Below are 15,086 nucleotides of genomic sequence, written 5' to 3'. Positions count from 1 at the left end.
CCACCCTGGGGGCATGTTCATCGGCTTGCGCACCCGCGACGATCCGGTCGACGTCCGGGTGCTCACCTGTCGCTCCTGCGGGTGGACGGCCCCGCAGGAGCGGTTCGCGCGGACCGTCCGGTTCACCGTCCTGGTGCCGCTGTTCCGGGTGCGTCCGCGGCGCAATCTGCTGCGCTGCGGCCACTGCCGGGGTCTGCGTGCGGCGACCCCGGCGGTCATGGAGTGGGCTGGATCCAGTCGAAGGTCCGTTGCACCGCGCGCTGCCAGTTGACGTATTCGGCGTTGCGCACCGCCGGGTCCATCGCCGGCATCCACTGTCCGGCGATGTGCCAGTTGCGCCGCAGTCCGTCCAGGTCGGGCCAGTATCCGACGGCGAGCCCGGCCGCGTACGCCGCGCCCAGCGACACCGTCTCCGCGGCGAGGGGCCGCACCACCGGCACGTCGAGCACGTCCGCGATCATCTGCATGAGCAGGTTGTCGGCGGTCATCCCGCCGTCCACTTTGAGGGTGGTCAGCGCGAGGCCGGAGGTGGCGTTCATCGCGTCGACGACCTCCCGGGTCTGCCACGCGGTCGCTTCGAGCACCGCCCGGGCCAGATGACCCTTGGTGATGTACGAGGTCAGCCCCACGATCACGCCGCGCGCCTCGGAGCGCCAGTGCGGCGCGTACAGCCCGGAGAACGCCGGCACGATGTAGCAGCCGCCGTTGTCGGCCACGGTCCGTGCCAGCGTTTCGATCTCGGGTGCGCTGGAGATGAGTTCGAGCTGGTCGCGGAACCATTGCACGAGTGATCCGGTGATCGCGATCGAGCCTTCCAGGGCGTAGCAGGCCGGCGACCCGGCCACCTGGTAGGCCACCGTGCTGAGCAGGCCGTGTCCCGGCCGCACCAGTTCGGTGCCGGTGTTCAGGAGCAGGAAGCTCCCGGTGCCGTACGTGCATTTCGCCTCGCCGGGGGTGAAGCACGTCTGCCCGAACAGGGCTGCCTGCTGGTCACCCAGCGCGGCCCCGATGCGTACGCCGGGAAATGCCTCGCAAGCGGTGCCGAAGGCGCCGATCGAGGCCCTGACCTCGGGCAGCATCGCGCGCGGTATGCCGAAGAAGTCGAGCGCCTTGTCCGACCAGTCGAGGGTGTGGACGTCCATCAGCATGGTGCGGCTGGCGTTGGTGACGTCGGTGACGTGCGCGCCGCGGGTCAGGTTCCAGATCAGCCAGGTCTCCATGGTGCCGCAGAGCACCTCGCCGCGTTCCGCACGATCCTGCAATCCGGGCGTATGGTCCAGCATCCACCGCAGCCGTGGCGCGGAGAAATACGTCGCCAGCGGCAGACCTGAGATGTCGGAGACATGGGGGGAGAGCGGCGACGAGGACAACGAGTGCACCAGAGCGTCCGTCCGCGTGTCCTGCCAGATGATCGCCCGCCCCACCGGGATCCCGGTGAGCCGGTCCCAGATCACCGTCGTCTCCCGCTGGTTGGCGATCCCCACCGCCGCCACCTGGTCGAGCGTGATCCCGGCCCGGCGCAGCGCCCGCGGCGCGAGCCGTTCCACGTTGCGCCAGATTTCCATGGCGTCGTGTTCCACCCAGCCCGGCCGCGGGAAGTGCTGCTTGTGCTCCTGCTGGGCCAGGGAGACCAGCTGGCCGCGCCGGTCGAAGACGATGCACCGGGTCGAGGTGGTCCCCTGGTCGATGGCGACCACGTACCGTTCGGTCACGATGAATCCCCCCTCATGCCGTCATCGGCGGGCCGCTCCCATTTCCCGGGAGATCGCCCGCGCCGCGTCCCGCACACTGGTGACCAGGTGCGGCCGTGGGGTGTAGTGGCTGTCGCAGATCCGTTCGACCGGCCCGGACACGCCGATCGCGCCGATCACCAGCCCGCCGTAACCGCGGATCGGTGCGGCGACGGCGGCCAGCCCGAGGGTGAACTCCTCGACGTCGGCCGCCCAGCCGCACTCCCGCACCTGCTCCAGCGCCGCGGCGAGCTCCCGCGGCGTGACGATCGTCTTCCGGGTGTAAGGCGACGGTGCAGAGTCGAGGACGCCTGCGCGGTACGCGATGAGCACCTTCCCGAGCGCCGTCGCGTGCAACGGCAGGAGGCTCCCGACGTCCAGCGTCTGGAACGTGTCATCCGGCCGGAACACGTGGTGCACGACCAGCACCTGACCCTCGCAGACGGTCCCGATCCGGACCGCCTCCCCGCTGCGCGCCGCGAGCGGATCGGCCCAGTTGATCGATCGGGACCGCAGCTCGTTGATGTCCAGATAGCTGGTGCCCAGGTGCAGCAGGGCCGCGCCGAGCTGGTACTGCCCGGAGGTCCGGTCCTGCTCGACGAAGCCCACCCCCTGCAGCGTCCGCAGGATCCCGTGGGTGGTGCCTTTGGCCAGGTCCAGGGACCGGGCGATCTCGGTGAGCCCGAGCCGGCCCGGCCCGCCGGCGAGCATCCGCAGGATCGCGGCCGCTCGCTCGATGGACTGCACGGGGCCCGGCATGGTTCGCACTCTATGCGGTTGAGCCACGACCCGCCGTAATTGATGTTCGACAATGCCGACCGCTGTTCGTTGCTCCCGGCCACCGGTCTTCCTAGCGTCCAAGGGCATCGGACGAAGGAGGGAGCATGGCCGCACGACTCAAAGTTCCCGGACTGCTCGGTGAGCTTCTCGCGGAGTTCGCCGGCACGTTGATTCTGATCCTGTTCGGCTGCGGGGTGGTGGCCCAGGTGGTGGCCGCCGGCATCGGTGACCACGACAGCATCGCCTGGGCCTGGGGCCTGGGCGTCACCCTCGGCGTGTACGTGGCGGCGCGGATCAGCGGCGCCCATCTCAACCCGGCGGTGACCATCGCGCTCGCCGTCTTCAAGGGCTTCTCCTGGCGCAAGGTGGCCCCGTACGCACTGGCCCAGTTCCTCGGCGCGTTCGTCGCCGCGCTGCTGGTGCGCTGGAACTACACCGAGGTGCTCAACGCCAAGGACCCCGGGCTGACCATCAAGACCCAGGGTGTCTTCTCCACGCTGCCCGGCAACGGCAGCCTGCCGGTCGGGCACTGGGGCGCGTTCCGTGACCAGATCATCGGCACCGCGATCCTGCTGTTCGTCATCCTCGCGCTGACCGACATGGCCAACACCGCGCCCGGTGCGAACCTGGGACCGTTCGTGGTCGGCCTGCTGGTGGTCGCGATCGGGATGGCCTGGGGCACCGACGCCGGATACGCGATCAACCCGGCCCGCGACTTCGGGCCGCGCCTGGCGAGTTTCTTCACCGGGTACTCGACCGCGTTCCGAGATCAGACAGGCTATCTCTACTTCTGGATACCGATCGTCGCCCCGATCATCGGTGGTGTGCTGGGCGCCGGTCTGTACCAGTATCTGATCGGACGATTCCTGCCGACGGACGAGCCCCAGGAGGTGGGCGAGATCCCGACGGCGCGTGAGAGCTTGGAGGCGAACCGTGGCTGACTTCGTCGGGGCCGTGGACCAGGGCACCACCAGCACCCGTTTCATGATCTTCGACCATGGCGGCAACGAGGTGGCCCGCCACCAGCTCGAGCACGAGCAGATCCTGCCGCAGGCCGGCTGGGTCGAGCACAACCCGATCGAGATCTGGGAGCGCACCGTCGCGGTGGTCCGCACCGCGATGCAGAAGGCCAACCTGAGCGCGAGTGACCTGGCCGCGGTCGGGATCACCAACCAGCGGGAGACCGCGGTGATGTGGGACCGGCGGACCGGCCGGCCCTACTACAATGCGATCGTCTGGCAGGACACCCGTACCGACCGGATCGCCTCCGCGCTGGACCGCGACGGCCGCGGCGACGTCATCCGCCGCAAGGCCGGGCTGCCGCCGGCCACCTACTTCTCCGGCGGCAAGATCCAGTGGATCCTGGAGAACGTCGACGGGGTCCGCGAGGCGGCCGAGCGCGGCGACGCGATCTTCGGCAACACCGACAGCTGGCTGCTGTGGAACATGACCGGCGGGGCGGACGGCGGCAACCACGTCACCGACGTGACCAACGCCAGCCGCACCATGCTGATGAACCTGGAGACCCTGCAGTGGGACGACGAGCTGCTGTCGTTCTTCAACATCCCGCGGCAGATGCTGCCGGAGATCCGGCCGTCGTCCGACCCGACCGGGTACGGCGTGGCCCGGGTCGCCGGCCCGCTCGGCGGCGAAGTCCCGATCACCGGCGACCTCGGCGACCAGCAGGCGGCCACCGTCGGGCAGGTGTGTTTCGCGCCCGGCGAGGCCAAGAACACGTACGGCACCGGCAATTTCATGCTGCTGAACACCGGGACGAACCTGGTGCGGTCGGAGCACGGGCTGCTCACCACGGTCTGCTACAAACTGGGTGACGCGGCACCGGTCTACGCACTGGAGGGCTCCATCGCGGTCACCGGATCGGCCGTGCAGTGGCTGCGCGACCAGCTGCACCTGATCACGTCGGCGGACCAGAGCGAGGCGTTGGCCGCGCAGGTCCCGGACAGCGGCGGGGTGTACTTCGTACCCGCGTTCTCCGGTCTGTTCGCTCCCTACTGGCGGTCCGACGCCCGCGGCGCGATCGTCGGGCTGTCCCGGTTCAACACCGACGCGCACATCGCCCGCGCCACCCTCGAGTCGATCTGCTACCAGACCCGGGACGTGGTCGACGCGATGGCCCAGGACTCCGGCGTGACCCTGGACGTGCTCAAGGTCGACGGCGGGATCACCGCCAACAACCTGTGCATGCAGATCCAGGCGGACGTGCTGGGCGTGCCGGTCAGCCGGCCGGTGGTCGCCGAGACCACGGCACTCGGCGCGGCGTACGCGGCCGGGTTGGCGGTCGGCTTCTGGAAGTCCACCGACGAGCTGCGGGAGAACTGGAACGAGTCGCAGCGCTGGCAGCCGACCTGGTCGGCCGAGCGGCGCGACCAGGGTCACGGCCGCTGGAAGAAGGCGGTGCAGCGGACCCTCGACTGGGTGGACGTGGACTGATGACAGTGCTCTCACCTGAGCGTCGGGACGCCGCCCTGGCCGCCCTCGCAGCGGCCGAGGTCGACGTGCTGGTCATCGGTGGGGGAGTGGTCGGGGCGGGTTGCGCCCTCGACGCGGTCACGCGGGGGCTCTCCGTGGGACTCGTCGAGGCGCGCGACTTCGCCTCGGGCACGTCCAGCCGGTCCAGCAAACTGATCCACGGCGGCCTGCGCTATCTGGAGATGCTCGACTTCGGGCTGGTCCACGAGGCGCTGCGGGAACGCGGGCTGATCCTGTCCCGGCTCGCCCCGCACCTGGCCCGCCCGGTCCGGTTCCTGTACCCGCTGCAGCACCGCGGCTGGGAGCGGCTGTACACCGGGGCCGGTGTCGCCCTGTACGACACGATGGCCTGGTCGGGCAGCCTGCCGAACCACCGGCACCTGACCCGGCGCGGTGCGCTGCGGGCCTGCCCGGCGCTGCGCAAGGAGTCGCTGGTCGGGGCGCTGCAGTACTACGACGCGCAGGTCGACGACGCCCGGCACACGATGTTCCTGGCCCGCACCGCGGCGGCGTACGGCGCGCACGTCGCCAACCGGGTCGAGGTCGTCGGATTCCTGCGCGAGGGCGAACGCGTCACCGGGGTGACCGTTCGTGACCTGGAATACGACCGCACCTTCGAGATCCGCGCCCAGCAGGTGATCAACGCGACCGGGGTGTGGACCGACGAGACCCAGTCGCTCGTGGGTGAGCGCGGCCAGTTCCACGTGCGGGCGTCGAAGGGGATCCACCTCGTCGTACCGCGGGACCGGATCCAGTCGACCACCGGGCTCATCCTGCGGACGGCCAGCAGCGTGCTGTTCGTGATCCCGTGGGGGCGGCACTGGATCGTCGGCACCACCGACACCGACTGGGCGCTGGACAAGGCGCACCCGGCGGCGTCCGCGAAGGACATCGACTACCTGCTCACCGAGGTCAACAAGGTGCTGGCCCGGCCGTTGGAACGGGCCGACGTGCAAGGGGTGTACGCCGGATTGCGGCCGCTGCTCTCCGGCGAATCCGAGTCGACGTCGAAGCTGTCCCGGGAACACATGGTGGGCAGCCCGGTGCCGGGGCTGGTCGTGGTGGCCGGCGGAAAATACACGACATACCGTGTCATGGCGAAGGACGCGGTGGATGCCTGCGCCTTCAACCTGAACCGGTCCGTCGCCCGCTGCTGCACCGACCGGATCCCGCTGCTCGGCGCCGAAGGCTATCCGGCACTGTGGAACCGGCGCGGCCTGATCGCCGCCGGATCCGGCTTGCACATCGCCCGTGTCGAACACCTGCTCGGCCGATACGGATCATTGATCCACGACCTGCTCGCGCTGATCGAGGACGACCCGACGCTGGGCCGGCCACTGACCGGTGCGGACGATTACCTGCGAGCCGAAGTCGTCTACGCCGCGGCCGCCGAGGGTGCCCGCCACCTGGTCGACGTCCTCACCCGCCGCACCCGCATCTCGATCGAGACCTTCGACCGGGGCACGTCCTCGGCGGCCGAAGCCGCCGAACTGATGGCCCGCGTGCTCGGCTGGACCCCCGCCCAACGCGACCGCGAGGTGGAGAACTACCGCCTGCGCGTCGAAGCCGAACGCGCCTCCCAGGAACAACAGACCGACGAAACCGCCGACGCCACCCGCCTCGGCGCCCCTGACGTGATCCCCCTTTCCTGAAACCCGATCTCCGCGGTACGGCGTGACGGCCGCCGCTCCGCGTCACATCCGATTTCCGCGGTACGGCGTGACCCGCCGCCCGCCCCGCGTCAGCCCGCGCGCGGCGGGCGGCGGTGCGCGCCCCCGGTCGGTAGATTCCGTCCCCATGGACGCCAGCACCGAGGAACTGCGGGACGCCCACGACGTCCTCTCCGAGTTCTATGCGACGCATCTGGCCGGGGTCCTCGACACCATGCCCGTCGAGCGCGCCATGCTGAACCTGTTCGCCGAACTCACCCTGACCGTCGGCACCGAGGTCGCGGACGTGGGTTGCGGCACCGGCCGCCTCCTGCCCTACCTGGCGGATCGCGGCCTGACCCCGCGCGGGGTGGACCTCTCCCCGAAGATGATCGAGGTGGCCGAGCGCGAGCATCCCGGCTTCCCCTACGCGGTCGCCGACCTGCGCGACCTCCCCTTCGACGACGCGACGCTGGCCGGGGTGGTGTGCTGGTTCTCGCTGATCTTCCTGGCCCCGCCGGCCCGGACGCCGGCCTTCACCGAACTGGCCCGCGTCCTGAAACCCGGCGGCTATCTGGTGACCGCCTTCAAGCACGGCGACGGGACCCGCCGCCGCACCGGCCGCAGCAACAGCCTCGGGGTCGACTTCGACCGCTATTGGCTCTCCCCCGAGGAGATGACGGCGCGTTTCACGCAGGCCGGCCTCTCGCCGGTCTTCCAGGGCCACGTCCCGCCCGAGGAGAACGACCCGCCCTACGGCTACATGCTGGTCCGCAGAATTACCGGCTGACCGGTCGCTCCTCGGCCGGCCGACATCACCGGGCAATGGATCGGGACGTGCGGTCTAGGTGACTTTGATCAAGGCTTGGAGGACGTCGCGGAGCGGGCCGGTGAGATCGGCGGCGGAGGCGGAGGCCAGCGGCTCCAGGTTGGTGGCGCGCAGGAGGGTGGCGCCGATGGCGGTGGAGAGGAGGATCTGGGCTCGCAGGGTGTCGGGGTCGCCGCCCTGCAGGGAAGCGGCCTCGGAGAGCTTTTCGGCGAACATGTGCAGGAAGCGGAGGCGGATCCGGTCGGCTCGCTCCTCGCCGGAGGAGCGCAGGATGAGCAGGAGGGCGTGGCTGGGGCCGGTATTGCTGGACTGGCCGATGATCTGCTCGGCGATGGTTTCCGGGATGCGGGCCGGGTCGACGTCACCGGCGGCGGCGCGCAGCTCGGTGAAGCTGGCGGTGAGGGCGGCCTCGAAGAGGCCCTCCTTCGAGACGAAGTAGCGGCTGATCAGCGCGACGTTGACGCCGGCCTCGTCGGCGATGTGGCGGACGGTGGTTTCCGCGTAGCCGATGGTGGCGAAGCGGCGGCGGGCGGCATCGAGCAGGAGCTGCCGGGTGCGGGCCGCGTCCCGGCGGCGGGGCGGGGTGGAACTGCTGGTCACCTCCGCTAGTGTGACGCAGACCTCCTCGGCGCGATCTTGCGGGGCCGACCCGGCGACGGCCCGGGGCCTGCTCGCCGACGACCCGGAGTCTGCTCGCCGATGGCCCGGCGACGGCCCGGGGCCGACTCGCCGACGACCCGGGGCCGACCCCGAGGCGGCGCGGGAGCGGTCAGCTCATGACTTTGGTGAGGGCCTTGGCGTACGCCTGATGCCCGGCCGCGGTCGGGTGGAAGGACTCGGTCAGGTCGCCGGTGGCCAGGCCGTGGATCCACGGGTGCGCGGTGCAGACCTCGTGCCCGGCGAGGATCGTGCGGCCGTCGACGAAGGTGAAGTTCTTGCGGTGTGCGGTGTGCTGCCGGAGCACCGTGGCCAGGGTGTCCGAGGTGCTGTTCAGCAACTGGCGGCGGGTGGGGTCGAAGACGCACCCGGTGCCGCCGCCGGTGCTGAGCAGGTGGGGGTAGCCGACGACGTACACCCGGGCGTTGGGTGCTTTCTTGCGGATCGCGGTGTAGAGCGTGTCCGCGGCCGTGGGCAGCGCCGACCGGATGATCTTCGTGCTCTGCTGGACCGCGGCGGAGCAGTCGGCATCGCTGCCGAGCAGGCAGGTCTGCAGGGTGGTGGCGAAGCCGGCGTCGTTGCCGCCCGCGGTGACGGTGACCCAGCGGGTGCTCTTCGAGAGGCTGCCGAGCTGGGTGGCCAGGACGGTGGCGGTGGTGGCGCCGCTGCAGGCGCGGAAGGTCAGCTTCGCGGTGGGGTGCGCCTTGGCCCAGAGGTACGGGTAGGCGCCGGTCCTGCTCTGCACGCAGGCCGAACCGGTGTAGTCGCCGGCGCCGATGCCCGCGGCATAGGAGTCGCCGAGCGCGACATAGGACTGCGTCCGGGCGGTGGCCGAGGCCGGTGCGGCGGTCAGGGCGAGCAGGGCGGTGACGATGCTGAGAAACTTCACGAAGCCATCCTCGTACTATCAGGCGATTTTTCCTGATAAACGAGGAAGAGCCCTGGCGCGCGCCGGGGGTGGCGCGGGCCAGGGCCGGAAAACTACTTCCAGGTGTCGCTGATCGTGTACGAGGACGCGGTGCCCGTCGTGTACGAGCGGTTGCTGCCGGACTCCCACGTCACGGTCCCGGACGAGTCCTTCCTGAGGTACTTGTACTGGAAGGTGGTGCGCTGCGGAAGGGCCACCAGCCGGCTCCAGCCGGACGCCCCGGTCGATGTCAGCGGGATCGCGTCGGCCGTGTTCCAGCTGCCCAGCGAGGCGATCGAACCCACCACGTACAGCCCGGTCCCGGTCGCCGACTCGGTGAAGGTGACCGCGGTCGCGCCGGCGTTGGCGACCCCGAAGCTGTTGGTGAAGGTCACCGCCGAGCTGCCGGTGGTCACCGCGCGGTTCGCGTTGCTCTCCCAGGTGACGTTCCCGGCGGCGTCCTTCTTGAGGTACTTGTACTCGAAACTCGACCCGGACGGCACCGCGACCGTCGACGACCAGATCGGGTATCCGCCGGCGGACAGGGCCACCGCCTTCGCGGTGTCCCAGTTGCCGAGCGCGGCGGTGGAGCCCACGACGTACACCGAAGTGCCCGCAGTCGTGGCGGCGTAGACGTTGAACGTGGCCTGGACCGTGCCGGTGGAGCTGGTGGGAGAGGTGGACACCGACGGCGACGTCGACGGCGACGCCGAGGAGCCGGACCTGGCGTTGACGTCGATCGCCACCGCCCCGTTCGCCGGGATGGTCACCGAGGCCCTACCGCCGGAGACGGTGATCGTCGTGCCGGCGATCCGGTCGCGGTACGCGCCGTCGGCCAGCCCGGTGGTGTAGGTCGCGGTCGACGCGCTGCCGGACCGGTTGACGCCGAACCAGCCGAGCGAGCCCCGGCTGAAACCGATCACGTTGCTGGCGGTGTTGGTCCAGTTCGACACGGTGGTCGCCGACCGGGTGGCGTTGTGCCAGGCGACCATGCCCTTGACCCCGGCGCTCTGGGTGGTGCACTGCCAGGCACCGTTGGTGCAGCTGGTCGAGGTCACGTAGCCGTTGGCGTCGGCGGGCGGGGACGCGCCGGTGGCCGAGGTGGAGAAGGCGAAACCGTCGTACACGAACGGCTGGCCGTAGGGGTAGGCCAGCAGGAAGTAGTTGGCCAGCAGATACGTGCTGCCGTCCTGGTAACGCAGGGTCGAGCCGTTGCGCTCCAGGTCGTGGTTGGTCACCATGGCAGCGGTCTGGTCGCTGGTCGCGTCGAGGCTCCACGACGGGATGCCGGACAGGTTGGACAGCGTGCCGTTGGCGAACTGGGTCTTCAGCCCGTAGGCGTAGGAGAAGCCGAGCACGTCGCCGATCCCGGTGTACGCGGACGGGGCGATGGCGCCGCTGCCGCCCGGGATCACCTCCTGGGCGAAGTACGGGCTCCTGCCCTCGGTGGTGTTGTGCAGCAGCGCCTTGATCGCCGACAGGTCGGCGGCGGCCATGTGCTTGGCGGCGTCCACCCGGAAGCCGTCGACCCCCCAGTCGACCAGCTTGTTCAGGTATCCGGCGATCTTCGTGCGGACGCCGGTGTCCTGCGACTTGAGGTCGGAGAGCGACACCAGCTCGCAGTTCTGCACCTCGGCGGCGTTCGAGTAGTCGTCGATCTGGCCGTCGTCGTCGTTGCAGTAGCCGTCGTTCGGGTGGTGGAAGTCGTTGTACGAGTACGGCACGGCCGGGTACGAGTATCCGGTCGCGTTGAACGTCGAGCCGCCGTAGCCGCTGCCCCCCGTGTTGTTCGAGCCGGCCATGTGGTTGATCACCGCATCCACGTAGACGCGTACGCCGGCGTTGTGGCAGGTGGTGACCATGCTGGTGAACTGCGCCTGGGTGCCGAGCCGGCCGGAGACGTCGTACGACACCGGCTGGTACACCTCCCACCACGGGTGGGCGCCGTCGCTGGTCGAGGCGAGGGTGACCGACTCCTGCGGCGGGGCGACCTGGACCGCGCCGTATCCGGCCGGGCCGAGCTGGCTGGTGCAGGCGGCTGCCACGGAGTCGAAGTTCCACTCCCACAGGTTCGCGGTGACGTCGCTGTTGTTGAGCGACACGGCGGCGCTGGCCGTGCCGGCCAGGCTGATCCCGGCCACGCCCGCGCCGGCCAGCGCGAGGCTGGTCACGGCGGCGAGCACCAATCTCTTTGTCATGTGGGGGGCGCTTTCTGCTGGGGACGAGTGGTGAAACCTCTTGCAGGGTGCGGCGCTGGGGCGACCAGCAGCGGGGATGAGGCCGCTAGGGGGAACTCCCCTTGCAAGTTCTTGCAGCTTGTTTCAGGAAGTTACCAAGACATGTCGTCCTTGTGAAGGGATCGAACCTTGTATGTCCAAAAAGAAAAGGCGCCCCCGTTTTCGGGGGCGCCTGAGTGTCTGTCAGTGATCAGGATGGCGGGCCCAGCTCCGGTCCCACTGCCAGACGTGCGCCGGGCTTGCGGCCCCGGCCCCAGCCGATCTCCTTGCGGTAACTGCCGAGCAGCCCCCGCGCGGTCAGGTGCGCCTCGTCGCGCAGCGGCGACCCGGGCTCGGCCGGGGTCCGCAGCGGCGCCACGAACAGCGCGTCGGCCGGGCAGTGCGCCTCACACATGAAGCAGGTCTGGCAGTCGCCGTGCCGGGCGATCACCGGTACACCGTCCGCACCGCGGTCGAACACGTTCGTCGGGCAGACCGCGATGCACACGTCACATGTCACGCAGCGGTCCGCGGAGACCAGCTCGATCACGACGCCACCGCCCGCACGGCGGCCTGCTCGGGCCGTACCCACAGGTCATCGAGACCACCCACGGTCAGGCGGTGGTGCTGGGCCGGGTCGAGGGCCGGGAAGTCCTCGCGCCGCGCCATCCCGCGGCTCTCGGTGCGCGCCAGCGCGCTGGTGTACATCCACCGGGCGTGCGCCACCATCGCGGCGGCCTGCCGGGTGCGGACCGCTTGCGCGCCGCGGGCGCCGGCGCTGCCGCGCAGCGCCGACCAGACGCCGTTCAACTCGTCGAGGGCGGGTCGCAACCGGTCGCCGTGCCGCAGATAATTCTTGTCGTACGGGTGGACCTGCGCGCGCACCACCTCGAGTGCCCCGCTCGCGTCCGCCTGGGGCGGCCCGTCCGCGCCCGCGGACACCAGCCGCCGCCGGTGCGAGCCCGCGCCGAGCCCGGCCGCGAAGCGTGCGGCGCCCCGGCCCGCCCAGGTCCCCGACGACATCGCCCATGCCGAGTTGTGGCTGCCCCCGCCGGTGAACCCGCCGCAGATCAGCTCCCGGGTCGCGGCGTCCCCGGCCGCGTACAGCCCGGGCACCGTGGTGGCGCAGTCGTCGCCGGCGATCCGGATCCCGCCGGTGCCCCGGACCGTGCCCTCCAGCAGCAGCGTCACCGGGAAGCGCTCGGTGAACGGGTCGATGCCGAGCCGGTCGAAGGGGAGGAAGAAGTTCGGCTGCCCGATCCGCATCTGCGCCTGCTGCCCGGCGTCGGCCCGGTCGATGCTGCACAGGACGGTCCCGCCGCGCAGCAGCTCGGCGGCGATCACCGAGCGCCCGCCCTGGCTGCTCGCGCCCGCCAGGTGGCTGCCGTCGGCGCGGTAGAAGGTGGCGAAGTTGTAGTACGCCGTCTTGGTCACCGAGGAGAACGCGGGGGCGATCCCGTACGCGTTGGAGAACTCCATCCCGGACAGCTCGGCCCCGGCCTCGGCGGCGTAGAGCGCGCCGTCCCCGGTGTCCACGTCGCAGCCCAGCGCCCCGCTCAGGAACGCGCACCCGCCGGTCGCCAGCACCACCGCCCCGGCCCGCACCCGGTATGCGGTGTCGTGCTGGCGCCGGTGCCCGCGCACCCCGGCAACCGTGCCGCCCGGGTCGGTGAGCAGCTCCAGCACCGGGCTGTGGTCGAGGATGCGCACCCCGGCCCGGCGAATCCAGGAGCGCATCCGCCGCATGTACTCCGGGCCCTGCACGCCGCGTCGGTACGGCTCGCCGCCGACCTCCGGGAACGGGTAGCGGGCCTCGACCGCCAGCCGGTTCATGTTCTCGAAGGTCTGGTCCAGCACCCGGGCCGCCCAGCGCCGGTCGGCGAGGTGGCCGCCGAGCGCCTCGCGGCTGGCCATCGCCTTCTCGCGCTGGTCCGGGTCGGGCTGCACATACCAGACACCGGTGCCGCCGGACGCGGTCGGCCCGCTGGTCCCGCAGTAACCCTTGTCGAGCAGCAGCACGTCGGCACCGGCCTGAGCCGCGGTGAGAGCGGCCCAGGCGCCGGCCGGTCCACCGCCGGCGACGACGACGTCGGCGGTGAGGTCGAGCGGGGTGGGTTCGGTAGGCATGCGCCCAGCATTGAACCCACTAAGCCTATCTGTCAACTAGGACATTGACGAGTGGGAAAACGGGACCGCCATCCGAGCAGCAGCAGAACCACCGGGTCCCGACCGCCCGCATCGCCACGCCGCCACACCGCCGGCACCGCCCATCGCCGCACCGCTGTACTGCTGCACTGCCGCACCGCCCCACCGCCCCACCGCTGCACCGCTGCACCGCCGGCACCGCCCATCGCCGCACCGCCGCGCCGCTGGCACCGCATCGGATCGCACGCTCGCGTCGTGCGGACACGGTCGGCAATTGTCGTCGCTGTGTCACCGGTGTATGTCGTGCGCACCTCGGGGGCTTCCGCTTTGGTCAAGCAGATATGAAATTATGAAACGCTCTCTGCTAACCCTCCCTTTCGGGTGTGCCGCCGTGTCAAGCCCGTCAATGGACACTGAGAATTCGTGCAGTCGTGGTGATTTACTTTTGAGATCGCTTTTGAAGTCCTTGACCCGAGCCCGGTGACCCGCGTATTTCGGAAACCATCCAATGTCGCCTGAGTGTCACCTCAGCCACTATCGAATCGTAACCAAACTTAATCAATAAGGTCCTGCTCCGAGCGAATCCGCAAGTCGGGCCCTCTGTTGAGAAAGCGAGAACCGCATTTTCCCGCCGAGCCGCACGCCGAAAACCAACCCCACAACACGCCCCTCCCGCACACGATCGCAGAAAAGCCCCACGAGGGCGTGCCACACTCCTCGAAGCCGAAGCCGGAGCCGGAGCCGGAGCCGGAGCCGGAGCCGGAGCCGGAGCCGGAGCCGGAGCCGGAGCCGGAGCCGGAGCCGGAGCCGGAGCCGGAGCCGGAGCCGGAGCCGGAGCCGGAGCCGGAGCCGGAGCCGGAGCCGGAGCCGGAGCCGGAGCCGGAGCCGGAGCCGGAGCCGGAGCCGAAGCCGAAGCCGAAGCCGAAGCCGAAGCCGGCGACCTGCGGGTGTCCATCCGGGCCGGCATCGGTGCTCCCGGAAGTTCGCCAAGCGGCTTCCGCGGGATGCTCGGGACCGGTTGCTCCGGCGGCCGGCGAGTCGGCTGCTTCGAGGCGCCGGGTGTCGGTGCCTTCGAAATGTTGAAGGTCGGCCACGTCGAGATGCTGGACGGCGGCTGCTGCGAGAGGTGGGGCGCTGCGGTCGGCGACACAGTGCTTGCTTGCCGAATGCGGCGGAGCTTTTCGGCATGGCGGCGTTTCAGTCCCCAGGCGCGGCGGCGTTCGTGCTCGCGGCGGAATTCTTCGGCGGCGGGTGAATAATTGCGCCTCTTGGTTCGGTCCCGCAACCGAGATATTTCCGCTCTGCTGAACATCGACAACTGGCCCATGAGTCCATTGTTCAGCACGAGAAGCGGAAACTGTAAGGACTGGATCATGCCAAACTTAAGCAATCCCGGGCGTGTCGCATTGAGGTTGCCGCGAATACGGAATCGTTATCGAACTCTCAGGAACATGGCGGCGGTATCCGGCCGGTGAAGGGGGGGATGGGAGGCCGCGCTGTAGGCGCAGTAATGGTGCGACGGAGGCTGGGGGACGGCTGGCTGGCGACGAGGCGAAAAGGGGCGGTGGGGGGACGCAATGGCTACGAGGTGCGAGCCAGAAGGGAAAGAGGGCTCGGCCGGGCAGTGCGAGGGGGCCGGGCAGTGCGAGGGGGCCGGGCAGTGCGAGGGGGCCGGGCAGTGCG

At 70.2% G+C, this 15,086-nt stretch carries 11 protein-coding genes; 4 read left to right on the top strand and 7 right to left on the bottom strand.

Annotated elements, in window-relative coordinates; translation table 11 throughout:
* Positions 1 to 215 precede the first annotated feature (215 nt).
* On the bottom strand, positions 216 to 1,712 hold the full coding sequence (glpK, locus tag ACSP50_RS27555; protein ID WP_014692587.1) for a glycerol kinase GlpK: 1,497 nt from the start codon (positions 1,710 to 1,712) through the stop codon (positions 216 to 218).
* 21 nt (positions 1,713 to 1,733) lie between these two features.
* Complete coding sequence (locus ACSP50_RS27550) at positions 1,734 to 2,489, bottom strand: IclR family transcriptional regulator (protein WP_014692586.1); 756 nt, start codon at positions 2,487 to 2,489, stop codon at positions 1,734 to 1,736.
* Between the two features lie 125 nt (positions 2,490 to 2,614).
* Here ACSP50_RS27550 and ACSP50_RS27545 point away from each other — a divergent pair, with 125 nt between their 5' ends.
* The 4 genes from ACSP50_RS27545 to ACSP50_RS27530 all read left to right on the top strand — a co-directional run bounded on the left by ACSP50_RS27545 (position 2,615) and on the right by ACSP50_RS27530 (position 7,439).
* Entirely contained in the window at positions 2,615 to 3,451 is an 837-nt protein-coding gene (locus ACSP50_RS27545) for an MIP/aquaporin family protein (RefSeq protein ID WP_014692585.1), read from the top strand.
* Entirely contained in the window at positions 3,444 to 4,961 is a 1,518-nt protein-coding gene (gene glpK / locus ACSP50_RS27540; RefSeq protein WP_014692584.1) for a glycerol kinase GlpK, read from the top strand. Before ACSP50_RS27545 ends, glpK (ACSP50_RS27540) begins: the two co-directional genes overlap by 8 nt.
* Positions 4,961 to 6,652 (top strand): glycerol-3-phosphate dehydrogenase/oxidase, encoded by a 1,692-nt coding sequence (locus ACSP50_RS27535; RefSeq protein ID WP_014692583.1) that lies wholly within the window; start codon positions 4,961 to 4,963, stop codon positions 6,650 to 6,652. Before glpK (ACSP50_RS27540) ends, ACSP50_RS27535 begins: the two co-directional genes overlap by 1 nt.
* 145 nt (positions 6,653 to 6,797) lie before the next feature.
* A complete protein-coding gene (locus ACSP50_RS27530; RefSeq protein WP_014692582.1) occupies positions 6,798 to 7,439 on the top strand; it encodes a class I SAM-dependent methyltransferase in 642 nt (213 codons plus the stop codon).
* A gap of 54 nt (positions 7,440 to 7,493) precedes the next feature.
* On the opposite strand, the gene ACSP50_RS27525 is transcribed toward ACSP50_RS27530, so the two are convergent.
* The 5 genes from ACSP50_RS27525 to ACSP50_RS27505 form a co-directional block, all read right to left on the bottom strand.
* A complete protein-coding gene (locus ACSP50_RS27525; RefSeq protein ID WP_014692581.1) occupies positions 7,494 to 8,078 on the bottom strand; it encodes a TetR/AcrR family transcriptional regulator in 585 nt (194 codons plus the stop codon).
* 169 nt (positions 8,079 to 8,247) lie between these two features.
* Entirely contained in the window at positions 8,248 to 9,024 is a 777-nt protein-coding gene (locus ACSP50_RS27520) for an SGNH/GDSL hydrolase family protein (RefSeq protein ID WP_014692580.1), read from the bottom strand.
* Between the two features lie 92 nt (positions 9,025 to 9,116).
* Complete coding sequence (locus ACSP50_RS27515) at positions 9,117 to 11,240, bottom strand: carbohydrate-binding module family 20 domain-containing protein (protein WP_014692579.1); 2,124 nt, start codon at positions 11,238 to 11,240, stop codon at positions 9,117 to 9,119.
* 229 nt (positions 11,241 to 11,469) lie between these two features.
* Complete coding sequence (locus ACSP50_RS27510; protein ID WP_014692578.1) at positions 11,470 to 11,808, bottom strand: ferredoxin family protein; 339 nt, start codon at positions 11,806 to 11,808, stop codon at positions 11,470 to 11,472.
* Complete coding sequence (locus ACSP50_RS27505; RefSeq protein ID WP_014692577.1) at positions 11,805 to 13,385, bottom strand: FAD-dependent oxidoreductase; 1,581 nt, start codon at positions 13,383 to 13,385, stop codon at positions 11,805 to 11,807. Before ACSP50_RS27505 ends, ACSP50_RS27510 begins: the two co-directional genes overlap by 4 nt.
* Positions 13,386 to 15,086: the final 1,701 nt, after the last annotated feature.

The organism is Actinoplanes sp. SE50/110, from assembly GCF_900119315.1.
In the GTDB taxonomy this organism is placed as follows: Bacteria; Actinomycetota; Actinomycetes; order Mycobacteriales; family Micromonosporaceae; genus Actinoplanes.
Note: the sequence above shows the minus strand (reverse complement) of the source record. Positions and strands in the feature narration are given on the sequence as shown.